This window comes from Shinella sp. WSJ-2 (genome assembly GCF_003432075.1).
In the GTDB taxonomy this organism is placed as follows: Bacteria; Pseudomonadota; Alphaproteobacteria; order Rhizobiales; family Rhizobiaceae; genus Shinella.
The window spans coordinates 208044-230457 of record NZ_QWBU01000002.1 but is presented as its reverse complement, the minus strand read 5'-3'; the positions used below and the strand labels follow the sequence as shown (position 1 = coordinate 230457).

General features: G+C 64.8%; 25 protein-coding genes and 1 tRNA gene. 14 read left to right on the top strand and 12 right to left on the bottom strand.

The window, feature by feature from the left end; translation table 11 throughout:
• Positions 1 to 18: 18 nt before the first annotated feature.
• Positions 19 to 1449: a PLP-dependent aminotransferase family protein gene (locus D0Y60_RS05230; RefSeq protein ID WP_117367515.1), complete on the top strand. Its 1431-nt coding sequence runs from the start codon at positions 19 to 21 to the stop codon at positions 1447 to 1449.
• On the opposite strand, the gene D0Y60_RS05225 is transcribed toward D0Y60_RS05230, so the two are convergent.
• The 4 genes from D0Y60_RS05225 to D0Y60_RS05215 all read right to left on the bottom strand — a co-directional run bounded on the left by D0Y60_RS05225 (position 1446) and on the right by D0Y60_RS05215 (position 4228).
• On the bottom strand, positions 1446 to 2171 hold the full coding sequence (locus D0Y60_RS05225) for a type 1 glutamine amidotransferase (protein ID WP_117368382.1): 726 nt from the start codon (positions 2169 to 2171) through the stop codon (positions 1446 to 1448). The genes D0Y60_RS05230 and D0Y60_RS05225 overlap by 4 nt on opposite strands.
• A 124-nt stretch (positions 2172 to 2295) precedes the next feature.
• Positions 2296 to 2472: a hypothetical protein gene (locus D0Y60_RS24700; RefSeq protein ID WP_158565408.1), complete on the bottom strand. Its 177-nt coding sequence runs from the start codon at positions 2470 to 2472 to the stop codon at positions 2296 to 2298.
• Positions 2473 to 2569: 97 nt separating this feature from the next.
• Positions 2570 to 2998, bottom strand: coding sequence for an RbsD/FucU domain-containing protein (locus D0Y60_RS05220; protein WP_117367513.1), 429 nt, complete (start codon positions 2996 to 2998; stop codon positions 2570 to 2572).
• Entirely contained in the window at positions 2999 to 4228 is a 1230-nt protein-coding gene (locus D0Y60_RS05215; RefSeq protein ID WP_117367511.1) for an ROK family transcriptional regulator, read from the bottom strand.
• Between the two features lie 289 nt (positions 4229 to 4517).
• Here D0Y60_RS05215 and D0Y60_RS05210 point away from each other — a divergent pair, with 289 nt between their 5' ends.
• From D0Y60_RS05210 to pyrC, 5 genes are all read left to right on the top strand, one after another.
• Positions 4518 to 5543, top strand: a complete 1026-nt coding sequence (locus tag D0Y60_RS05210) for a sugar ABC transporter substrate-binding protein (RefSeq protein WP_117367509.1) — start codon at positions 4518 to 4520, stop codon at positions 5541 to 5543.
• A 264-nt stretch (positions 5544 to 5807) separates the two neighbouring features.
• Positions 5808 to 6899, top strand: coding sequence for an ABC transporter permease (locus D0Y60_RS05205; protein ID WP_117367507.1), 1092 nt, complete (start codon positions 5808 to 5810; stop codon positions 6897 to 6899).
• Positions 6899 to 7678: an ATP-binding cassette domain-containing protein gene (locus tag D0Y60_RS05200; protein WP_117367506.1), complete on the top strand. Its 780-nt coding sequence runs from the start codon at positions 6899 to 6901 to the stop codon at positions 7676 to 7678. Before D0Y60_RS05205 ends, D0Y60_RS05200 begins: the two co-directional genes overlap by 1 nt.
• A complete protein-coding gene (locus D0Y60_RS05195) occupies positions 7675 to 8298 on the top strand; it encodes a nucleoside triphosphate hydrolase (protein ID WP_117367504.1) in 624 nt (207 codons plus the stop codon). The genes D0Y60_RS05200 and D0Y60_RS05195 overlap by 4 nt, the downstream gene beginning before the upstream one ends.
• A 149-nt stretch (positions 8299 to 8447) precedes the next feature.
• Positions 8448 to 9497, top strand: a complete 1050-nt coding sequence (pyrC, locus tag D0Y60_RS05190) for a dihydroorotase (RefSeq protein WP_117367502.1) — start codon at positions 8448 to 8450, stop codon at positions 9495 to 9497.
• A 9-nt stretch (positions 9498 to 9506) separates the two neighbouring features.
• On the opposite strand, the gene D0Y60_RS05185 is transcribed toward pyrC, so the two are convergent.
• Entirely contained in the window at positions 9507 to 10268 is a 762-nt protein-coding gene (locus tag D0Y60_RS05185; protein WP_117367500.1) for a Crp/Fnr family transcriptional regulator, read from the bottom strand.
• A 186-nt stretch (positions 10269 to 10454) separates the two neighbouring features.
• On the opposite strand from D0Y60_RS05185, the gene D0Y60_RS05180 reads away from it, so the two are divergent.
• A complete protein-coding gene (locus D0Y60_RS05180) occupies positions 10455 to 10844 on the top strand; it encodes a hypothetical protein (RefSeq protein WP_147324495.1) in 390 nt (129 codons plus the stop codon).
• On the opposite strand, the gene D0Y60_RS05175 is transcribed toward D0Y60_RS05180, so the two are convergent.
• Positions 10841 to 11290 (bottom strand): DoxX family protein, encoded by a 450-nt coding sequence (locus D0Y60_RS05175; RefSeq protein WP_117367496.1) that lies wholly within the window; start codon positions 11288 to 11290, stop codon positions 10841 to 10843. The genes D0Y60_RS05180 and D0Y60_RS05175 overlap by 4 nt on opposite strands.
• Before the next feature lie 179 nt (positions 11291 to 11469).
• On the opposite strand from D0Y60_RS05175, the gene D0Y60_RS05170 reads away from it, so the two are divergent.
• Positions 11470 to 11769 (top strand): SelT/SelW/SelH family protein, encoded by a 300-nt coding sequence (locus D0Y60_RS05170; RefSeq protein WP_117367494.1) that lies wholly within the window; start codon positions 11470 to 11472, stop codon positions 11767 to 11769.
• Between the two features lie 64 nt (positions 11770 to 11833).
• Here the strand turns inward: D0Y60_RS05170 and D0Y60_RS05165 are convergent, their stop codons facing one another.
• A complete protein-coding gene (locus D0Y60_RS05165; protein ID WP_117367492.1) occupies positions 11834 to 12226 on the bottom strand; it encodes a BA14K family protein in 393 nt (130 codons plus the stop codon).
• 150 nt (positions 12227 to 12376) lie between these two features.
• Here D0Y60_RS05165 and D0Y60_RS05160 point away from each other — a divergent pair, with 150 nt between their 5' ends.
• From D0Y60_RS05160 to gdhA, 4 genes are all read left to right on the top strand, one after another.
• Positions 12377 to 13807, top strand: a complete 1431-nt coding sequence (locus tag D0Y60_RS05160; RefSeq protein WP_117367490.1) for a phosphomannomutase — start codon at positions 12377 to 12379, stop codon at positions 13805 to 13807.
• Positions 13808 to 13889: 82 nt separating this feature from the next.
• Positions 13890 to 13976 (top strand) — tRNA-Leu (locus D0Y60_RS05155).
• Between the two features lie 186 nt (positions 13977 to 14162).
• Positions 14163 to 15314, top strand: a complete 1152-nt coding sequence (locus D0Y60_RS05150) for an HPP family protein (RefSeq protein WP_117367488.1) — start codon at positions 14163 to 14165, stop codon at positions 15312 to 15314.
• Positions 15315 to 15409: 95 nt separating this feature from the next.
• Positions 15410 to 16762 carry an NADP-specific glutamate dehydrogenase gene (gene gdhA, locus D0Y60_RS05145; protein ID WP_117367487.1) on the top strand — a complete coding sequence of 451 codons (1353 nt, stop codon included), beginning with the start codon at positions 15410 to 15412 and terminating at the stop codon, positions 16760 to 16762.
• Between the two features lie 14 nt (positions 16763 to 16776).
• Here gdhA and D0Y60_RS05140 read toward each other — a convergent pair whose 3' ends face one another.
• Both D0Y60_RS05140 and rnk read right to left on the bottom strand, forming a co-directional pair.
• Positions 16777 to 17286, bottom strand: coding sequence for a hypothetical protein (locus D0Y60_RS05140; RefSeq protein WP_117367485.1), 510 nt, complete (start codon positions 17284 to 17286; stop codon positions 16777 to 16779).
• A 139-nt stretch (positions 17287 to 17425) separates the two neighbouring features.
• The gene (gene rnk, locus D0Y60_RS05135; RefSeq protein WP_117367483.1) at positions 17426 to 17848 is read right to left on the bottom strand and encodes a nucleoside diphosphate kinase regulator; all 423 of its coding nucleotides are present in this window, start codon (positions 17846 to 17848) and stop codon (positions 17426 to 17428) included.
• A 338-nt stretch (positions 17849 to 18186) separates the two neighbouring features.
• On the opposite strand from rnk, the gene D0Y60_RS05130 reads away from it, so the two are divergent.
• The gene (locus D0Y60_RS05130; protein WP_117367481.1) at positions 18187 to 18531 is read left to right on the top strand and encodes a DUF488 domain-containing protein; all 345 of its coding nucleotides are present in this window, start codon (positions 18187 to 18189) and stop codon (positions 18529 to 18531) included.
• A gap of 129 nt (positions 18532 to 18660) precedes the next feature.
• Positions 18661 to 19332 (top strand): 5-formyltetrahydrofolate cyclo-ligase, encoded by a 672-nt coding sequence (locus D0Y60_RS05125; RefSeq protein WP_117368380.1) that lies wholly within the window; start codon positions 18661 to 18663, stop codon positions 19330 to 19332.
• On the opposite strand, the gene D0Y60_RS05120 is transcribed toward D0Y60_RS05125, so the two are convergent.
• The 3 genes from D0Y60_RS05120 to D0Y60_RS05110 all read right to left on the bottom strand — a co-directional run bounded on the left by D0Y60_RS05120 (position 19329) and on the right by D0Y60_RS05110 (position 22405).
• The gene (locus tag D0Y60_RS05120) at positions 19329 to 20594 is read right to left on the bottom strand and encodes an MFS transporter (protein WP_117367479.1); all 1266 of its coding nucleotides are present in this window, start codon (positions 20592 to 20594) and stop codon (positions 19329 to 19331) included. The genes D0Y60_RS05125 and D0Y60_RS05120 overlap by 4 nt on opposite strands.
• The gene (locus tag D0Y60_RS05115; RefSeq protein ID WP_117367477.1) at positions 20591 to 21268 is read right to left on the bottom strand and encodes a FadR/GntR family transcriptional regulator; all 678 of its coding nucleotides are present in this window, start codon (positions 21266 to 21268) and stop codon (positions 20591 to 20593) included. The genes D0Y60_RS05120 and D0Y60_RS05115 overlap by 4 nt, the downstream gene beginning before the upstream one ends.
• A 105-nt stretch (positions 21269 to 21373) precedes the next feature.
• Positions 21374 to 22405: a proline racemase family protein gene (locus tag D0Y60_RS05110; protein ID WP_117367475.1), complete on the bottom strand. Its 1032-nt coding sequence runs from the start codon at positions 22403 to 22405 to the stop codon at positions 21374 to 21376.
• Positions 22406 to 22414: the final 9 nt, after the last annotated feature.

Below are 22414 nucleotides of genomic sequence, written 5' to 3'. Positions count from 1 at the left end.
CTGGCCACATGGTGCGTCATGATATTGGATCGAAAAAGCACCAATTCAGAGCAAAAAATCAGGACCAATCTGCCGGATTGGTCCGCGCTCATTCCCGTTCTGCCGGCGACGGGGAAACGCACGCCGGCGCTTTACCGCGAACTGCGCCGACTGATTGAGGCGGGCAACATCCCGCCCGGCGCCAAACTGCCGCCATCACGCGACCTTGCAGGCCGACTGAAGACGTCGCGCGGCAGCGTGATCGCCGCCTTCGAAATGCTGATCGCCGAGGGTTATGCCGTGGCGCGCACCGGCGCCGGCACCTTCGTGGCCGGACGGGTGCCGACGGTGAAACCCACAGCCCTCGCACCATCGGAGAGCGTCGTACCGAAAATGCCATTGCCGGGCACGCTCGGGGTGGCGATGGCGGATGCCCGCACGCTCGGCCTTTTCCGCACGCTCCTGTCGCGCCACCTCGCCCGCCCCGGCCCGGAGCATTTCTATTACGGCGATCCGCGCGGCGGCGATGCGCTGCGCCAGGCCATCGCCGCCTATCTCCGGCAAGCGCGTGGCGTGCGCTGCGAGGCGCGTTCGATCGTCATTACGACCGGCATCCAGCAGGGCATCGATCTCGTCATCCGCAGTGCGCTTGCCGTCGGCGACCGGGTGATGATCGAAGATCCCTGTTATCCGAGCGCCCGCGCCGCCCTTGCCGGTGCGGGCCTCGTCCTTTCGGGTCTGCCGGTTGACGAAGAGGGCGCGGATATCGGGCAGGCCGCGCGGGGCGCGAAGGCGGTCTATGTCACGCCCTCGCACCAGTTTCCGCTCGGCGTGGCGATGAGCATGCGCCGGCGGCTCGCCTTGATCGACTGGGCACGGGAGACCGGGGGCTGGATCCTTGAGGACGATTATGACAGCGAGTTCCGCTTCGCCGGCCCGCCGCTCGCCGCCATGCAGGGCATGGATGACAGCGGCCGCGTGATCTATCTCGGCACCTTCTCCAAGGTGCTGTTTCCGGGCCTGCGCCTCGGTTATGCCGTGATCCCCGATGCACTGCTCGACCAGGTCATCGCGCTGCGCATCCGCACTGACCGCAGCCCGCCGACACTGGCCGAGGCCGCGCTGACCGACCTCATCAACGAGGGTCATTTTTCAGCGCATCTGCGGCGGGCAAGGCGGCAGGCGCAGGCGGCGCGGGATGCCCTGGTGGCAGGGCTTTCGACGGCGCAAAACCTCACCGTCGATGTGCCGGACCAGGGCCTGCACCTTGTCGCGGCGCTGCCACCATCGCTTGCCGATACGGAAGCGGTCGAGATCGCCCGTCAGGCCGGGCTGGGTGTGCGCGCCCTCTCGGCCATGGCCGTCACCCATGCGCCGCGGCAGGGGCTGGTGATCGGCTTTTCCGGCTTTGCACCCGATGTGCTGGAGGCGGTCGCAAGGCGATTCGCGACCGCGATCGTCGACCGTTAGGCGACGCGGCGGGCTTCTGCCGCACCAATCGTCGCCACCCAGGCACGGGCCAGCGCAAGGCCGGTGGCGTCGGCGGCCGGGCCGTGTTCGGCGGCAAGGGCATCGCGGCGTGCATGCCATTCGGGCGCGGTGGTCCGGATCAGGTCCGGGAAGGTCTCGACCCAGGCCTCGACGACCGGCCGGCTCGCCTCGAAATGGAACTGCGTGCCGTAAATGGCGCGGCCGAGGCGGAAGGCCTGGTTCTCGGCGGCGGCATTGCCGGCAAGGCGGACGGCACCCTCGGGCAGCGTGAAGGAATCGCTGTGCCATTCGAAAATCGGGAAATCGCCGGCGGCGGCCGACAGCACGGGATCACCGGCCCCATCCTTGGTGAGCGCCACCTGGCACCAGCCGAATTCCGGATGGGTGCCGATCAGGTTCTCCGCGCCATAGGCCCGCGCCAGAAGCTGGCTGCCGAGGCAGACGCCGAGCACGGATTTTTCGGCATCGCCGAAGCGGCGCATCAGGGCGGCAAGGTCCGGCAGATAGGCGTGGTTTTCGTCGTCGCGGGCATTCTGCGGGCCGCCCATCACCACGATAGCATCGTGACCGGTCTCGTCGGCGGGGATGGCGTCGCCGGCATGGGGACGGCAAATGTCGAGTTCGGCGCCCGCTTCCTCAAGCGCCACGCCGATCTGTCCGAGCAGCGTTACCCTGTCGTTTTCCACCACCAGAACTCGCATGCGATACTCCCTTTCGATATCGCGCGAGACAATCACGCCCTTTTGCTTCGTTCAAGGGCTGAAACATAAAGAACCCGGCTCTTACGAGCCGGGCCAGGCGGGGAGGATTGATGAAAGGACGAAATCAGCGGCAAACCTTGATGCGCTTGATGACGACATTGCCGTAGTAGTCGTAGGACTTGATCTTCTTGATGAAGCAGTACGGCTGGTAGTCGTAGCCGTAGTAACCGGCCTGCGAGGGGGCCGCAAAGGAGACGGCGGCGACGAGGGCAACGGCGGCGGAAACGATGAACTTGCGCATGGGTCTCTCCTGATCTCTGGTTGAGGATGAGCCTCTCTCATCCGGTAATCTGAAGATCTCACATTGCCCGCCCTACCGCTGTTCCCACCGGAACAGTTCAGGGATAAATGACGCCCTTGCGCAGGATCACATTCGCATAGAGCCGCGGCTCGCTGGTCTGCACCAGCGTATGGGCGGCACGCACGCGGTTGTAGAAATCGGCGCCGACCAGCGGCACGACCCGGCGGTCCGGCTCGTGCCCGGCACAGCAGGCGATGATCTCGTGGTGGACGGGCTCCAGCCTGTCGCGCTCCTGGCGGAAGGTCGAGCGGAAGATCGCTTCCTCGACGAAATCGTCGACAGGCATGACGGACAGCACGGCGTTGAGCGCAGGGATGAGCGCAACGCCATCGAGGCGGACGAGGCGGCGGGCATGTTCGACACCGGGGTAATTGCCGTCGACGATGGCGATCTCGTCGCCGTGTCCCATGGCGCGCAGTGTCGACAGGAGCTCCGGGCTCAGGATGGGGTCGATACCTTTCAACATTCAGGCAAGCTCCTTGAAGAGGACGTTATGATCCGGAAGATAGCGGGAGAACAGCGGCAGGCTGGCACCGCCGACCGAGCGCGCGCGGCTGCCGACCGCGCCCTCGATGATCTCGGGCATGGTGACGCCCTGCAGGTCGAGCCGGGCAACGGCGGCCCGCGTGGCGGCGACGACGCGTTCGCGCACCCAGGCCGGAAAACCGCCGTCGATGATGACGGCCGAGAAGTCGATGACCGAGGCAGAGGCGACGACGGCCTGGGCAAGCGCTGCCGCCATGTCGTCGATCCAGATTTGCAGCGGTGCGCCAAAATCCACCCAGTCGTCGGGCGAATACCAGACGGGTTTCGGGTCGATGCCGTGCTCGCGCAGCAGGTTCTCGAGGCGGTAGATCGAGGCGATCTTCAGGAGCTGCACCGTCTCGCCGTTGCGGCCCTGCACGGGCAGCGGGCCGATGGCGCCGGCGGTGCCCGTGCGGCCGGTGAAGAGCGCGGAATTCAGCACTACGCCACCGCCGATGAAAGAGCCGATGAAGAGATAGAGGAAGTCGGGATATTGCGGCCCGAGGCCGAAGACCAGCTCGGCGGCGCAGGCGCTGGTCGCATCGTTCTGCAAGGTCACGGGATAGGGCACGCGCTTGGCGATCTCGGCCTCGAGATCGACCCCGCGCCATTGGTCCATATCGGCCTGCGGTGCACCCACTTCACTCGCCCAGCTCCACAGCTCGAAAGGCGCGGCGACGCCGAAGCCGGCGATGCGGGCGCGCTCCTCCGGCGTGATCGACGCTTCGAGCTCCGCCAGCCCCTCCTCGACGAAGGAAAGCAGCGATCCGGGCATGGGATAAGGAAAGGTCAGCCGCACCTGGCGGCGGATGCCGCCAACGAAATCCATCAAGACGATATCGGCGCTGCGCCGGCCGATCTTGAGACCCAGCGAATAGACCGCATCCGGATTGAGCCGCATCGGCACGGAGGGCTGGCCGACCTTGCCGCGCATCGGCTCTCCGCGCATCAACAGGCCCTCGGCCTCCAGCGCGCGCATGATGACGGTGACGGTCTGAGCCGAAAGGCCGCTGCGCCGCGCGATATCGGCCTTCGACAGGCTGCCATGCCGGCGGACCAGCGACATCACGAGGCGCTCGTTATAGGCGCGCACGCGCACCTGGTTGGCGCCACCGCTGGGATCGAGGATTTCGGCCGGCGCGGCGGGCGCCGTCGCGGCATGTTTGCTCATCGTCTCCTCCCGTGCCCTTCAGGATGCGATGCATCCCTTCAGGTCCTCTTATCGGCTGTCTTTCCGCTCTTCCATCGGAAATGTGACAGCCGGGGTCTCCGCCCATCTTGATCAGAGCATGCCACATCGAATTAATAATTCAATTCGATTTATTTATTGACAGGCATTTCTTTTGATGTTTTTCTCAAGCTCGGAAGCAGGGTCGGCTGGCGGAGGAGCCGCACGGCCCCTTGCGACCGGATGGCTCCAGGAGAGGAGCGCATCCCGTTTTGTCCTTGGGAGGATACAGATGAAAAAATCCATCATTTCCGCCGCTCTTGGCGCACTCGCGCTCGGCGTAGCCTTCTCGTCGTCGGCTGCCGCCGCTGACACCACCGCCTGCCTGATCACCAAGACCGACACCAACCCCTTCTTCGTCAAGATGAAGGAAGGCGCCGAAGCCAAGGCCAAGGAACTCGGCGTCACGCTGAAGGCCTATGCCGGCAAGGTCGACGGTGACTCGGAAAGCCAGGTCGCAGCGATCGAAACCTGCATTGCCGACGGCGCGAAGGGCATCCTGATTGCCGCTTCCGACACCAAGGGCATCGTTCCCTCGGTGCAGAAGGCCCGTGACGCCGGCCTGCTCGTCATCGCACTCGACACGCCGCTCGAGCCGCTCGACAGCGCCGACATGACCTTCGCCACCGACAACCTGCTCGCCGGCGAACTGATCGGCAAGTGGGCTGCAGCAACGCTCGGCGACGCCGCCAAGGACGCCAAGGTTGCCTTCCTCGACCTGACGCCTTCCCAGCCTTCCGTCGACGTTCTGCGCGACCAGGGCTTCATGAAGGGCTTCGGCATCGACGTGAAGGACATTACCAAGATCGGCGACGAGGACGACCCGCGCATCGTCGGCCATGACGTGACCAACGGCAACGAGGAAGGCGGCCGCACCGCCATGGAAAACCTCCTGCAGAAGGATCCGTCCATCAACGTCGTGCACACCATCAACGAACCGGCTGCTGCCGGCGCCTATGAAGCGCTCAAGGCCGTCGGCAAGGAGAAGGACGTGCTGATCGTGTCGGTCGACGGCGGTTGCCCGGGCGTCCAGAACGTCATCGACGGCGTCATCGGCGCCACGTCGCAGCAGTACCCGCTGATGATGGCGGCCCTCGGCGTCGAGGCGATCAAGAAGTTCGCCGACACCGGTGAAAAGCCGAAAGCCACCGAAGGCAAGGACTTCTTCGACACGGGCGTCGCCCTCGTGACGGACAAGCCGGCGGCAGGCGTCGAGTCGATCGACACCAAGGCCGGCAAGGACAAGTGCTGGGGCTGATGCCCCCGCCGGCCCGGTTTGATCGGGCCGGCCATCCGCCATGGACGGATCGGGTGGCGCGAACGCACCCTTGTTTTGACAATCGCGAAAAGACGTGGGCACCTTTCTCCCCAGGGATCAGCGGCATGGTATCGTGCTGCTGCACGGAGAAGGCCGCCCGAAGAAGGCGGCAGGTGCGCGAACGCGTCTCTACCGATACGTCCACGCACCCATTTTATCCGGCACTGCCGCGACGGTCGGCATCGGAAGGGGAGGAAAAGGATCATGAGTGAGACAACGACGGCCACACCGGCCTCGCAACCCTCGCAGGAATTCGAGAAGGTACTGACCGGCAGTTCGACGCAGGTCGCGTCCTTCGATACGAACGACAAGACACCCATTCAGAAATTCCAGCATTTCCTGCATGGCAGCCCGTCTGCCGTACCGCTCATCGTGCTCGTGCTGTCGGTCGCGGTGTTCGGCGCCATTCTCGGCGGAAAGTTCTTCTCCGCCTTCACCATGACGCTGATCCTCCAGCAGGTGGCGATCGTCGGCATCGTCGGTGCGGCCCAGACGCTGGTCATCCTGACGGCCGGTATCGATCTTTCGGTCGGCGCAATCATGGTGCTCTCATCCGTCGTGATGGGCCAGTTCACCTTCCGCTATGGCCTGCCACCCGCCGTGTCCGTCGTTTGCGGCCTCGCCTGCGGCGCGCTCTGCGGCTATATCAACGGCCTGCTCGTCGCCCGCATGAAGCTGCCCCCCTTCATCGTCACGCTCGGCATGTGGCAGATCATCCTCGCCTCGAACTTCCTCTATTCGGCCAACGAGACGATCCGTTCGCAGGATTTGGCCACGCAGGCGCCGCTCCTGCAGTTCTTCGGCAACAATATCAAGCTCGGTGGCGCGGTCTTCACCTATGGCGTCATCGCGATGGTGCTCCTGGTGGGCGTGCTCTGGTATGTGCTGAACCAGACCGCCTGGGGCCGCCATGTCTATGCCGTCGGCGACGATCCTGACGCGGCGGAACTTGCCGGCGTGAACGTCAAGCGCATGCTGGTCTCGGTCTACACGCTGTCCGGCCTGATCTGCGCACTGGCCGGCTGGGCTCTCATCGGCCGCATCGGTTCGGTCTCGCCGACCGCCGGCCAGTTCGCCAATATCGAATCGATCACCGCCGTGGTGATCGGCGGCCTCTCGCTCTTCGGCGGACGCGGCTCGATCCTCGGCATGATTTTCGGGGCGCTGATCGTGGGTGTGTTTTCGCTCGGCCTGCGCCTCATAGGCACGGACCCGCAATGGACCTATCTCCTGATCGGCGTCCTGATCATTTCGGCAGTCGCAATCGACCAGTGGATCAGAAAGGTAGCAGGCTGATGGCACTCGAACCCATTCTCACCGCCCGTGGCCTGGTAAAACGCTATGGTCGCGTCACCGCCCTCGACAATGCCGATTTCGACCTCTATCCCGGTGAAATCCTCGCCGTGATCGGCGACAACGGCGCCGGAAAATCCTCGATGATCAAGGCGATCTCTGGGGCCATCACGCCGGACGAGGGGGAAATCCGCCTCGAAGGCCAGCCGGTCAGTTTCCGTTCGCCGATAGACGCCCAGAAGGCCGGGATCGAGACGGTGTACCAGAACCTCGCTTTGTCACCGGCGCTGTCGATCGCCGACAACATGTTCCTCGGCCGCGAGATCCGCAAACCGGGCGTCATGGGCAGCGTGTTCCGCAAGCTCGACCGGACGGCGATGGAAAAATTCGCCCGCGACAAGCTGTCGGAACTCGGCCTGATGACGATCCAGAACATCAACCAGGCAGTGGAGACGCTTTCGGGTGGCCAGCGCCAGGGTGTGGCGGTGGCGCGCGCCGCCGCCTTCGGCTCGAAGGTCATCATCCTCGACGAGCCGACGGCAGCGCTCGGGGTCAAGGAGAGCCGGCGCGTTTTGGAGCTCATCCTCGACGTGCGCCGGCGCGGCATTCCGATCGTGCTGATCTCGCACAACATGCCGCATGTCTTTGAGGTGGCGGACCGCATCCACATCCACAGGCTTGGCCGGCGGCTGACGGTGATCAATCCGAAGGATTACTCGATGTCCGACGCCGTCGCCTTCATGACGGGCGCCAAGCTGCCGACGGAGGCTATCGCGGCATGATTTCGCCTCCCACCATCGTGGATGCACTCCAGCGGCGCGCGGGAGACGCGCGCCGCTTCCTCGTCGGCTTGGCCGGTCCGCCGGCCGCCGGCAAGTCGACTTTGGCCGAAGCCCTGCGCGACGGCCTTCTTGCGCGGGGCGAAAGCGCCGAAATCCTGCCGATGGACGGCTTTCACATGGACAACGGCATTCTCGCCGCGCGTGGCCTCTTGCCGCGCAAGGGCGTGCCGGAGAGTTTTGACGGGCGCGGTTTCGTCGATATCGTCAAGGCGTTGAAGCGGGCCGAGGGCGAGGTGCTGGTGCCGGTCTTCGACCGCGCGCGTGAACTCGCCATCAATGCCGCCCGCGCCATTCCTGTCGAAACGCGCTTCGTGCTGGCCGAGGGCAACTACCTTCTCTTCAAGGACGCGCCCTGGAACGCGCTCGACGGCGTCTTCGACTTCACCATCTTCGTCGGCCCGCCCTACCCTGTTCTGGAAGAGCGTCTGCGCCAGCGCTGGATGGGTTATGCCCTGCCAGAGGACCAGATCGGCTGGAAGCTCTACGGCAACGACCTGCCGAACGGAAAGCGTATCCTGGAAAACTCCCGGCCCGCCGATCTGCATATCGACCTTTTCTGAGGAATTGTCCTGACGTCCTGCGGGTGCTATCGCAGCCCCAAAGCAATTCCAGCAAAAGTGTAAAGCGGTTTTGCGTCCGGAATTGCGCTGAACAAAGGGATTGGAGCATGTCCGCTTGCGGAAATGCTCCAAGACGGGAGAGACGCCCCATGGCCAACACCACCACAGAAATCACCATCCGCCGGCCTGACGACTGGCATCTGCACCTGCGCGACGGCGCCATGCTGGAGGGCGTGATCGGCGATACCAGCCGCCACTTCGCCCGCGCCATCATCATGCCGAACCTCGTGCCACCAGTCGTGACGACAGCCGATGCGCGCGCCTATCGCGACCGCATCCTCGCCGCCCTGCCGAAAGGCGACCGGTTCGAGCCGTTGATGACGCTCTATCTCACCGAGCATACCAATCCCGACGACGTGGAAGCAGGCTTCAAGAGCGGTCTCATCCGTGCGGTCAAGCTCTACCCGGCGGGTGCCACGACCAACTCCCATGGCGGCGTGCGCGACATGGACAAGGCGATGCCGGTGCTGGAGCGCATGGCCAAGATCGGCCTGACGCTCTGCGTGCATGGCGAGGTGACGACGCCGGAGGTCGATATTTTCGACCGCGAGGCCGTGTTCATCGAGACGGTGCTGGATCCGCTGCGCCGGCGCCTGCCGGAGCTGCGCGTGACCATGGAGCACGTCACGACGAAGAACGGTATAGATTACATCAAGGCCTCCAAGGCCAATCTCGCCGGCTCGATCACCACGCATCACCTGATCATCAACCGCAACGCCATCCTCGTCGGCGGCATCAAGCCGCATTATTACTGCCTGCCCGTCGCCAAGCGCGAGGAGCATCGCCTCGCGTTGCGCGCCGCCGCCACCTCCGGCGACAAGCGCTTCTTCCTCGGCACCGATTCGGCGCCGCATGTCGATCCGCTCAAGGAATGCGCCTGCGGCTGCGCGGGCATCTACACTTCAATCAACACAATGAGCTGCCTTGCCCATGTGTTCGAGGAGGAGAACGCGCTCGACAGGCTCGAAGCCTTTGCCTCGATGAACGGCCCGGAATGGTACGGCCTGCCGGCCAATGACGAGACGATCCGCCTCGTCAAGCGGACCGAGCCTGTGTCCTTCCCGGCGAAGATCGAGACCGGTGCCGGGCCGGTGACGGTGTTCGACCCGATGTTCCCGCTGCATTGGGACGTGGAATAATCCGACCACTCAGATGAACGGGCGCGGTCCGCGTTGCAACCCTTCCCACCCGGCGAGCATCTGAAGCCCGTCAGCATCGAGGATTTCGCAACCCTTGTCCTGCCAGCGCATCAGATTTCGCTCGGCAAGCTTACGCAGCGTCTTGTTGGTATGCACAAGCGACAGGCCGAGCGTATCGGCGACGTGCTGCTGGGTGATCGGGAGCACCCGCCGCCCGCCGTTTACCCCGGCCAGATGCGCCCGCTGGTGGATGAAGGACAGGAGATAGGCCGTGCGCTCCAGCGCCGTGCGCCGACCGATCGACAGCAGGTGCTCGTCGAGAATGCGCTCCTCATGCGCAGCGATCCAGGTTAGGTCATAGGCCAGCGAAGCATGGCGCTCGAACAGCCGCTCCAGCTTGGAGCGCTCGAAGACGCAGAGCGTCACCGTCGTCAGCGCCTCGATGGAATGGTCCATCTCGCCCATCAGGCTGCCTTGAAGGCCAATGAGATCGCCCGGCAGCACATAGTTCATGATTTGGCGGCGTCCGTCCGGTAGAAGCTTGTAGCGGAAGGCCCAGCCTGACAGGACCGTGAAGAGATGGGCGCTGTGCATGCCCTCGACGAGGATCGTCGCGCCTCGCTCGATCGACAGTTCACCACTCTTGAACTGCGAGACGAAGTCCAGTTCCTTCGGTGTGAAGTCACGAAAATCGGGAAGACTGCGCAAAGGACATTGCTGGCAGGGCGTGCGCCATCTGGTCTGCTGGATGCCCACCGTACCACTCGCCATCACGCCTCCGGCCTGTCGATCGATACCAGCCGTAAAGCGCTGGCTCCCTGAAACGCGAAGAGCGCGCGTTTGTTCCACCACACGACACTATGTCTTTTTTAAATGACACTTTTTGGGATGATGCCCAATGTCCGCCTCCACGGCACCGTGATTCCGGTGCTTGCACATGGATTGGAGTGCGGCACCATGGACCGTTCTATACCGCACATCGTCATTGCCGAACGCGAGTTCCTGATCGCGCTGGATGCCGAGTACCTGATCAAATCGGCGCTGGATTGCCGCATCACCTTGGTCAGGCCGGAACAGCTCGACGAATGGGATGCGACCGCGCTTGCCGGCATCGATCTCTGCCTGCATGACGTGCCCCTCGATGCGACGCGGATCACCGCGCGTGTTAACCGACTGATCGAGGCGCGCGTACCGCTGCTGTTCACCACGGTCGCCGACATTCACATCCGCGGTGTCGAAGGCTTCGAGATCGTTCCTATCGCACGGAAACCCTACGATGGCGAGGCGCTGACGGCGCTGGTGAGAGGGCGGCTGCGGCAGATGCAGCAACCGCAGGAGACCGATTAGAATTGACGGCCGATTCTTGCGTCAACCGAGTGGCTGTTGGCCCCGCGTACCGCGAAGAAGAAGAAAATCAGCGTCCAAAGGATCGACTTCTCCGCGCCGCCGAGGCCTTCGCCCTGCACGATTCCGTGGAAATAGACCGTGACGGCCAGCACGATCATCGCGGCGAAGGATGCAGGGCGGGTGAACAGGCCGATGGCGATTAGGATACCACCGAAAAATTCGGTAGCCGCCAGCAGCGGCGACCAGAAAGCGCCCGGATAGAAGCCGAGGCTTTCGACCATGCCGCTTGCGCCGAAAGGATTGATGATCTTCCCATAACCATGGGTGACGAGCAGGAGGCCTGCGGCGACGCGCAGGATCGTCTCGGCACTCTCCGAAAGCTTGGAATAGAGGCCGCCGAGCGACGGGATGATGAGGCGCGGGCGGCTGGTGGCAAGCTCTGTCATGGTGTCTCCCGTGAGCATATTGCGGTGCAACACGTCTCCCCCAGAAATCGGTCTGCGACAAGATGTCCGCTGACAATACTTGATGAATTGAGTTGACATTTCCGTGAGGTGGCCGCGAGCCGAGGCGTGCCAAGCGGCACCGGCTGCTATATGCTTTCGCCATCGATCAGGAGGTTGCCATGTCCAGGGAAAAGCCGCGTATTTCCATTCTCTACTGCACCCAGTGCAACTGGCTGCTGCGCGCCGGCTGGATGGCGCAGGAGCTGCTGTCGACCTTCTCCGATGCGCTCGGCGAAGTGGCGCTCGTTCCCGGCACCGGCGGCAATTTCGAGATCCGTGTCAATGACGCGCTGGTCTGGGAGCGCAAGCGCGATGGTGGATTTCCAGGCCCGAAGGAACTGAAGCAGCGGGTGCGCGATATCATCGAGCCCGGCCGCGATCTCGGCCACGCCGACAGGGCCGACCAGACGCCGGCCTGATTTAGTATATCCTGAAAAGAAAACGGCGGGCCGAAGCCCGCCGCCTGTTCCAGCCCGGTCGCGATCAGCGATAGGGCGAATAGCACATACGATAGACGCCGCCGCCGGCATGGTAGCGGTTGGTATAGGGATCGTAAGTGCGGTAGCGGTTCATGCACCAGCGCACATGGGCGTTGCGCCCGCCGCCATAATAGCGCGGCCGTTCATAGCGCGGACGATAGTGCGGGCGATAATAACGGCGTTCTTCCCAGCCGTAATACGGGCGATGATGATGGCGGCGGTAGTAGCGCGGGCGCTCACAGCCATAACCGACGCAGAATTCCACCTGCGCCTTCTGCACGTCGCTCTTGGCCTGCAGCGGTACGGCAAGCGGCACGGCCTGGGCCGCTCCCATGGGCGCGATTGCGGAGGCGATGCCCATAACGCAACCGAAGACGAGATTTTTGATCTTCGACATGTGATCCTCTCTAGCTTTGGCGGGATTTCTCCCTGTCACGTCCCTGCTTTGCATTACGTTCACGCATTTTGTTTTATTCATGGTCGCGCGCCCGTCCTGTAGAGAGGATTTATCGCGGCGCGAACGATCCGCAAGAGGCAGAGGTGTTGCATGAGCCTGAAATTCGGAACCAGCGGCCTTCGGGGTCTCTCGGTCGATCTCGAAGGGCCGGCAACCGCGCTCTACGCCACCGCCTTCGCCCGCCATCTTCTCGCCTCCGGCATGGCCAAGCCCGGTGACGATATCCTGATCGGCCGCGACTTCCGCGGCTCGAGCCCAGCTATTTCGGCCATCGCCATCGCCGCGCTGCGCAAGGCCGGTCTTCAGCCACGCGACTGCGGCACGCTGCCGACGCCGGCGCTGGCGCTGCTCGGGCTTTCCCGCAAAGTCGCCTGCCTGATGGTGACCGGCTCGCACATCCCCGCCGACCGCAACGGCATCAAGTTCTATCGGCCGGACGGTGAGATCGACAAGACGGACGAGGCCGCGATCACCGCCGCCGCCGAGGCGATCAGCGCCGAAGGCACCGTCTTCGATACCGGGCAGGAAACGGCGCAGGACCTGCACGCCGAGGCCATGGCGCTTTATGGCGCGCGCAACCGCGCCCTGCTGCCGGAGGCAAGCCTTTCCGGCCTGCGCGTCGGCGTCTACCAGCATTCCACCGTGGCACGTGACCTCTTCGTCGAGGTACTTACGCATTACGGTGCCGATGTCGTGGCGCTTGGCCGCTCGGAGACCTTCATTCCCGTCGATACGGAAGCCGTCTCGCCCGAGACTGTGGCTCTTCTGCAAGGCTGGGCGGTTCAGCACGGTCTGCACGCGATCATTTCCGCCGATGGCGACGGCGACCGGCCGCTTGTGGCCGACGAGACCGGAACGCCGGTACGGGGCGACCTGATCGGACTCATCGCCAGCCGCTTCCTCGGCGCGACCGTGATCGCGACACCCGTCACCTCCAATTCCGGCATCGAGGCGGCTATAGACAGTCGCGTGCTGCGCACCCGCGTCGGCTCGCCCTTCGTGATCGCGGCTATGAACGAGGCCGTCGCAGCCGGCGAACCGGCCGTTGCCGGTTTCGAGGCCAATGGCGGCACCCTGACGGCGACGCCTTTCCACGTGAACGGTCATGACCTGGCGCCTTTGCCGACCCGCGACAGTCTGATGCCGATCCTGGCGGTGCTGGCGCTTGCAGCGGTCGAGGAAAAGCCGCTCTCCATGATCGTGGCCGGATTTGCCCTGCCTGCGGCCGCCAGCGACCGGCTGGAAAACTTTCCCGTCGAGACGAGCACCGCCCTGATGGCGGAGCTGCGCTCGGGGGCCGGGCCGCTCGCCGCCTTCCTCGCGCCCATCGGCGTGCCGCAAAAGGTCAGCGACATCGACGGGCTGCGCATCACGCTGGAAGACAGGAGCGTCATCCACTTGCGCCCCTCCGGCAATGCGCCGGAAATGCGCTGCTATGTGGAGGCTGCCGAAGAAGCCGCCGCCGTCAGGCTTCTCGCCGCCGGACTCCAGCGCATCCGCGACTGGGCCCAAAGCCGATAAACAAGCTTTTTGCCAAGCCGTTGCAAAAACTTCAAAAAGCCTGTTGACACCGGCGGGCGGTCCTTCTACATCGCTCTCCGTCGCCCAGATGGCGGAATTGGTAGACGCGCCAGCTTCAGGTGCTGGTACTCGAAAGGGTGTGGAGGTTCGAGTCCTCTTCTGGGCACCAAATTCCCCGCTTCCCTACCGGAAGCGTTGTCAAAAAAGCCCGGCCCAGCCGGGCTTTTTTGTTGCCCGAAACGGTACTGCTTTCCTTCTCCTCCGGCAAAACAGAATCTTCCCCGCAAATGCTTGCGTTAGCGGCGCGAAGGGCGGATAAGCCTTAAAAATAGTCACCTGCCTTGCAAAGATCAGGATCATCGTGGCCCCACCTCAACACGATGCCCATAAATCGGGCATCCTGGCCAAATTCCGGCTCTTCTCCCCCATCCTTGCCGGCGCAACGTTGAAGGAACGTCTGATCGGCTGCCTCGGCGCGCTGGTCGGCATCTGCCTCACCGGCTTCGTTACAAGCGTCTTCATGGGGCACGACCCACATCTGCCGCTGATCGTGGCGCCGGTCGGCGCCTCCGCCGTGCTGCTCTTCGCCGTGCCGGCCAGCCCGCTTGCGCAGCCCTGGTCGATCGTCGGGGGCAACATGGTCTCCGCCTTTGTCGGCGTCACCGTCGCAACGCTGGTGCGCGATCCCGCTATCGCCATCGGCCTTGCCGTTGCGCTTGCCATTCTCGCCATGTCGCTCACCCGCTCGCTGCATCCGCCGGGCGGGGCGGCGGCGCTGACGGCGGTCATCGGCGGGGCAGCGGTCGCGCGCGCCGGTTTCTGGTTTCCGATCGTGCCGGTCGGCATCAATTCGGCTCTCCTCGTCCTGCTCGGCATCGCCTTCCACCGCTTCTCCGGCCGGCAATATCCGCACAAGCAGGCGGTCGCCCCCGTCAACACGCACAAGACCGCCGATCCGCCTGCCGCCTTCCGCGTCGGCTTCAACACCGAGGATATCGACGCGGCCGTCGCGAGCTTCAACGAGACGCTCGACATCAGCCGCGCCGACCTCGACGTGCTGCTGCGGCAGGTTGAGTTGCAGGCGCTGAAGCGCCAGCGCGGCGACCTCGTCTGCGCCGACATCATGTCGCGCGATGTGGTGACGGTAACGGCGGAGGTAAGCGCCGAAGAGGCGCGCAGCCGGCTGCTCGATCACGATATCCGCACCCTGCCGGTGCTCGACCGGGAAGGCCGTCTTCTCGGCACCGTGGGCCTGCGGGAACTCGCCGCCATGGCGCCCGCCTCGCCCCTTCCGATCTCGCAGGCTAGGACCGCCAGTTCAGGCGACCCCGCCATCGGCCTCCTGCCGCATCTCACCGATGGCACAATCCATGCCGTCGTCGTCACAGACGACAACAACCGCGTCGTCGGCATCATTTCGCAGACCGATCTTCTAGCGACGCTCGCCAAAAGCCTCTCCCGGACAGGCCCGACGGGCCTGATGAGCGGGCACGGACAAGGAATCTGACCCCATGCAGAAACAGTGTCATCGCGGGCTGACCGGTGTGAAGCCGGCAGCCCCCTTCCAGTGATTTTTTAAGAAAAGACAAAAGGAGTGCCGTCATGGCGACTGTCGACGAGAAGCTTGAACCGATCCTGGCCCAGGTGCTGCAACGCAACCCCGCCGAGCCGGAGTTCCACCAGGCAGCCCGAGAAGTACTTGAAAGCCTCGGCCTCGTCGTCTCCAAACATCCCGACTACCTGAAGGACGCGCTGATCGAGCGCATCTGCGAGCCGGAACGCCAGATCATCTTCCGCGTGCCCTGGGTCGACGACAGGGGCCAGGTGCACATCAACCGCGGTTTTCGCGTGCAATTCAATTCGGCGCTCGGGCCCTATAAGGGCGGTCTGCGCTTCCACCCCTCGGTCAATCTCGGCATCATCAAATTCCTCGGCTTCGAGCAGATCTTCAAGAACGCGCTGACCGGCCTGCCGATCGGCGGCGGCAAGGGCGGCTCGGACTTCGACCCGAAGGGCCGCTCGGAAGGCGAGATCATGCGCTTCTGCCAGTCCTTCATGACGGAACTCTACCGCCATCTCGGCGAATATACCGACGTGCCGGCCGGCGATATCGGCGTCAGCGGCCGTGAGATCGGCTGGATGTTCGGCCAGTACAAGCGGCTGACCAACCGCTTCGAGGCCGGCGTCTTCACCGGCAAGGGCCTGAGCTATGGCGGCTCGCTGGTGCGCAAGGAGGCGACCGGCTACGGCGCGGTCTACTTCACCCGCGCCATGCTGGAAAGCCGCGGCACCGGCTTCGAAGGCACGAAGGTCACCGTGTCCGGCTCCGGCAATGTCGCGATCTACGCCATGGAACAGGCCATTGCCTACGGCGCCAAGGTCATCGCCTGCTCGGATAGTTCAGGCTATGTCGTCGACGAAGAGGGCGTCGACCTCGCTCTCGTCAAGGAGATCAAGGAAGTGCGCCGCGAGCGCCTGTCGCAATATGTCCAGACGAGGAAGGGCGCGCACTTCATCCCCTCCGGCAAGGGCTCGATCTGGGACGTGCCCTGCGACGTGGCGCTACCCTGCGCCACGCAGAACGAGCTGACTGGCAAGGACGCCAAGACGCTGATCAAGAACGGCGTCATCGCCGTCGCCGAGGGCGCCAACATGCCCTCGACGCCGGAGGCCGTGCGTGCCTTCCAGGAGGGCGGCGTGCTGTTCGGCCCCGGCAAGGCGGCCAATGCCGGCGGTGTCGCCACCTCCGCGCTGGAAATGCAGCAGAATGCCAGCCGCGACAGCTGGAGCTTCGAGACCGCCCGCGCCCGCCTCGGCCAGATCATGCAGGGCATCCACGACCGCTGCGCCGAGACGGCCGAGGAATATGGCGCCAAGGGCAACTACGTGCTCGGCGCCAATATTGCCGGCTTCATCCGCGTGGCCGAATCCATGCGCGCACAGGGTGTCATCTGACACACCTTCCTATCCTAGGCAGCACCCGGCCCCGGACCCTCTCCGGGGCCGTTTTCATTGGCGGCATGGAAAGCCTGACCAAAGCGGCCGCCGGCGACAAGGCGGATACGCGGACGCGCCTCCGGGACAGGCTGGGCGGATGCCGGCTGGTAGAGCACCTTTTCCAGCGCGACCCAGTCGCGCCGTCCCTCCGGCCGCTCGAAGGCCATGGACTGCCCCTCGCGCAGGCCGAGCAGAGCAAGGCCATAGAAGGTCGTGACCGGCAGGAAGGCGCCGCCGGGTACATAGGTGCCGGGCAGGCAGAGCGTCCTAACATCCGTCAGGCCACTGGCGCAGCGGAAGGTCACGCGGGCGTCGATCATCGCGAGATCGGCGGGGATGCCGCCTTCCAGCGCCAGCCGATGGCCTAAGAGCTTGCGGCGCAGGAGGGTGCGCCATTCCTCCGTCAGCGGCGGTGCGTCGGCCGCCATCTTTTCCAGCACGTAGCCGTCGCGCAGCGTCAACAAGGCGGGATTCTGTCCCATCGTCATTCTCCATTTGAAACCGTGGTGGAGAAGCCCCCTGCCCGCGCCTGCGGCGCAGGGGGTCACGATCCTGCGACGAGGCAGCCTCCGATGCGCCCGGCAAGGGAAAAGGACAGGAACTTCATGGCACGCGCGGCCTTCAGGAGGTCTGGGCGGCTTGGGGGGCCGCATGCACGGCGATCACGCTGAGCCGTCGCACCCGCCCGTCACGCCCCGCCCAGTCGATAGACTGGCCAGCGGAAAGACCGAGCAAAGCAGCGCCGACCGGCGTCAGCACCGAGATGCGCTGGCGGGAAATATCGGCGTCGCCGGGGAAGACAAGTTCGGCGCTCTGCGGCGCCTCGTCGTCGATGCGGAATTCGGCAAACGAGCCCATGCGCAGGATGCCGGGAGCCATGCGCGCATCATCGACGATCTTCGCGCGGTCGAGTTCGGCGGCGAGCTGTTCGGCGGCGTGCGGATCGCGCTCGGCCAGCCGGTCGGCCAGGTTCGACAGGCGCTCGTGTTCGGAACGGGCAATGGTGATGGCAGGCCGGCGGCCGCTCTTGGTCTTGGCAGTCATGGAAACCTCGCGCACGGGGTCACGCGGCCCTAAGGGGCACGCGGAAAATTCGGACTCTGGAAAATGGGTGTCGCGCTTTTCTGGCGCGGTGACGTGCTGGACGAAACCGCTATGCCCCCACGGCCGGGGCGCGACGCGACCAAGCCGAGGGGCTAGTGTCCTGCGAGAGGAAACAGCCGTTTCAGAAACCGGGCGAGGGAGGGCATCGTCGTCATGCCCTATGATGGGACGAGCGCGGCGGCAAAGTCAAGCAGAGCATGTTGGCTTGCCCATGGCTTGAAGGATAGGCTGCTTTCTGGTCTCAAATGCGGAATGCGGAGCAGAGGGAGGCTGAAGCGATGCCTGTCCGAATCAAGCGTGTCTATGAGGCGGCAACGGCCGACGACGGCACGCGTATCCTTGTCGACAGGCTCTGGCCGCGTGGAATTTCGAAGGAGAAGGCCTCTTTCGACACATGGCTGAAGTCCGTCGCGCCATCGACGGAACTGCGCAAATGGTTCGCCCACAAGCCGGAGCGCTGGATGGAATTCCAGACGCGATATCGCGACGAACTCAAGGAAAGTCCCGACCTCGACGACCTCAGAAAGCGTGCGGCGACCGGCACCGTGACCCTGCTCTACGGTTCTCGCAACACGGCGTTCAACCATGCTGCCATTCTGGCTGAGTTGCTGAAAGACAGCTAGGCCACCCCGCCACGAGAATTTATTTGTCAGCGTACTCGCGAAGCTCCATCCTGCTTGCCCGTGTGCCCGGCAATGCGGCGCGCCGGAGACCGCATTGCCGGGCCGGGTATCTGCAAGGAGGAGGATCCGATGGCAGACGACGACACTCCCGCCACCTTCGCCTCGCCGGCCTGTTTCCTGCACGAGATCGACCCGGCCTATGCCGGCCTGACGGGGCCGCTCGACGGGCAGATCTGGACGGAGGTGAACCGCTGGCGCAAGGCCGAGCGGGAGCGGCTGATTGCCGAACGCCTCGCCCTGCCGGCCGCGGCGCGTCGTGCCCATGGCGAGGCGATCGCGGCCCTTGTGCTTGATGAAATCGGCGATGTCACGGGCCGCATCGTCAGCGGCTACTGGCCGTTTCGCGGCGAGCCGGATTTCCGGCCTTTCCTGCAAGAGGTAACGGCGCGCGGCGGGCTGACAGCCCTGCCTGTCGTCGTGGAAAAGGGAAGGCCGCTGGAATTCCATCTGTGGCAGACGGGCGAGGCGCTTTCGCGTGGCATCTGGAATATTCCCATTCCCGCAGAGCCGAAACCCTGCCGGCCGGATATCGTCATCGCCCCGGTCGTCGGCTTCGATGCGGCCTGCTATCGGCTCGGCTATGGCGGCGGTTTCTTCGACCGCACATTGGCAGCGATGACGGAAAAGCCGCGCGTCATCGGCATCGGCTATAGCGGATCGCGCATCGCGACCATCTATCCGCAGCTGCACGACATTCCGATGGATATCGTCGTCACCGAGGCCGGCATCGTCACGCCTTAGACTTCCACCGTGCGCGCATTGACATAGAGCGCACGGCCGGCAAACCAGCCATTGATGCCCGCCCCGAGGCCAAGCAGCACGAAGAGCACGGCGCTCCAGGCAAAGCTGCCCGTCCAGCCCCGGATGAGGCCGACGACCAGCGGGCCGATGGCCGCCAGGAGATAACCGACACATTGCGCCATGCCGGAAAGGTGCGCGGCGACATGCGGATCGCGCGTGCGCAGCACGATGACGGTCATGGCGACGGCGATCAGCCCACCCTGCCCGATGCCTTGCAGAACCGCCCAGATCCAGACCGACCAGAGCGGCGCAAACAGCAGGCCGAGCAGTGCCACCACGGCAAAGCCGCAGAGCGTGACATTGATCAGCCGCTGGTCTTTTCCACGCACGGCGATATGCGGCGCGACGAGACAGGACGCGGCCTGCACCATGACGGACATGGAAACGATCGCGCCGGCCGTGACGCCGTCGAGCCCGCGTTCGCGCAGGATCGGCACCAGCCAGCCGAAGACGCAATAGGCGAGCGCCGATTGCAGGCCCATGAACAGCGTGACCTGCCAGGCCAGCCGATCACGCCAAAGTCCTTCCACACGAAAACCGGCGCGCTTAGCCTGCGTGCGGGTGGCCAGCACCTGCGGCAGCCAGAGCAGCGCGACCAGCAAAGCCGGGAGCGACCAGGCTGCCAGGGCGCCATCCAGCGAGCCGCCGAGCGCATGCTCGATGGGCAGCGTCAGACCAGCGGCGCTTGCCGCGCCGGCGCAAAGCGCCATGGTGTAGCAGCCGGTCATCAGCGCCGCGCGGTCGGCGAAATCGCGTTTGACAAGGCCGGGCAGCAGCACATTCCCGACGGCAATCGCACCGCCCGCCAGCGCCGTGCCGAAGAACAGCAGGGGAATAGAGGACAGGCCGCGCAGGGCCGTGCCGAGCGCCACCAGCAGGATGACCGCCAGAAGCGTGCGCTCCGTGCCGATGCGCTGGGCAAGTTTTGGCGCAAGCGGCGAGAACAGGCCGAGGCAGACGACGGGCAGGGTCGTCAGCAGGCTTGCGCCGGTGGGCGAGAGGCCGAGCACATCGCGGATTTCCGGCAGCAGCGCCGAGGCGCTGGAAAAGACCGGGCGCAGATTGAAGGCGATGAGCACGAGGCTGGCACCGAGCAGGATGCGCGCCGCCGTGCTTTTCGGCCGGTGCGGTTTGGGCGCCGGCACACTGTCGGCTTCGGCGTCGATCAGGTCGATGGCGCCGGGATCGTTGGGGAGGGTCATGACAGAAGCAGCTTGTCGAGGGCAGTGAGGACGGGCGCCATGAAGCGGCGGACGGCGGCGTCGGCCTTGTCGGGATCGCCGCTTGCGATGGCATCGACGATGGCGGCGTGCGCAGCCATGTCGGGTTCGGGAAGGTCGTCGTCGAGGGTGGCCGCGATGGTTTCGGCAATCACCGTGGAGAAGAAATCGTACATGCCGATCAGCACCGCATTGTTCGAGGCGGCGATGACGGCCTGGTGGAATGCGAGGTCGCGGGCGACGAAGGCCGCGCGGTCGCTGGCTTCGGAATGGCCGCGTTCGGACAATAGCGTGCGGAGCCCCGCCACCGCGGCCGGCGTCTGGCGCAGCGCTGCAAGGCGGGCAGCTTCCACATCGAGCGCCAGCCGCGCCTCGAACTGGTCGCGCAGGCCGGCGCGGCGGGCCATGGTGAGCGGGCGCGCGGTATCGGCGGTCGAGAGCACATAGGTGCCGGAGCCCTGCCGTGTTTCGAGATAGCCCTGCGAGGCCAGCACGCGCACCGCCTCGCGCACCGTGCCGCGGCTGACCGAAAGCATGGAAGACAAGGCTGCCTCGTTCGGCAGTTTTTCGCCGATCGCCCAGCGGCGGGCGAGGATTTCCGCGCGGATCGCCTCCACGGCGGTATCGGCGAGATTGGTTTTACTGAGGGCGTGCATGAGTTAAATCATAAAGTCATCGGATGACTTCATGATTATCGCGTCCTGATGGGATCGTCAAAGACATTCTGCCCGGTGCTTGGTGCGCACCGGGCAGAGGGAGGATTACTGCTTGCGCGGCCAGGTATCGGCCAGGCGGTAGCCGGCCGGCCACGGATCCTCGGGATCCAACATCACCTGGCTGGTGCCGGTGATCCAGGCGCGGCCGGAAATTTCCGGCACGATGGCCGGACGGCCGCCGACCGTGGTTTCGCTCAGGATGCGGCAATCGAAGCGCGAATCGAGGATCGAATAGCCGGAGAACGGCTGGCCGACCTTGATCTGGCCCTTGGCATGCAGCACGGCCATGCGGGCCGAGCAACCGGTGCCGGTCGGCGAGCGGTCGAGTTTTGCCGGCTGGATGACGACGGTGTTGCGGCCATGCAGAGCGCCGTCGCGCTCCTCCACCGGCAGCGTGAGCTGGCAGAAGGAGATATGGTTCCATTCCGGGTTTTCCGGATGCTTGAAACCGAGCTGCTCGTTCGCCGCCTTGGTGATACGGATGCCGGTTTCGGCCAATTCCCGCGCCTCGTCCGGCGTCACGGCAAAGCCGAGCGCGCGGGCGTCCGTGAAGACGAAGCTGTCGCCGCCATAGGCGGTGTCGACGGTGAGTGTGCCAAGGCCCTCGACCTCCAGCTTCACATCCAGCTTGTCGGCGAAGGAGGGCACGTTGGTGACGGTGATGCGCTCGGCCTTGCCGTTGCGGCAGGTCGCCACGACATTGACGAGACCACCCGGCGCTTCCAGCACCATATGGGTTTCCGGCTCGACCATCGGCACGATGCCGCTGTCGAGCAGTACGGTGGAGACACAGATCGAGTTGGAGCCGGACATTGGCGGCGTATCCTCGGGCTCCATGATGATGAAGCCCATGGTGGCGCGCGGATCCTTCGGCGGCACCAGCAGATTGATGTGGCGGAAGACGCCGCCGCGCGGTTCGTTCAGCACGAAATTGCGCAGCGTCTGGTCCTGGGCAATGAAGTTGCGTTGCTCCCAGAGCGTCGCGCCCGGCGGGGGCGCGACGCCACCGACGATGACGTCGCCCACCTCGCCCTCGGCGTGGCAGGAAACGATGTGAATGACCTTGCTGCTGCGCATGGCTCTCTC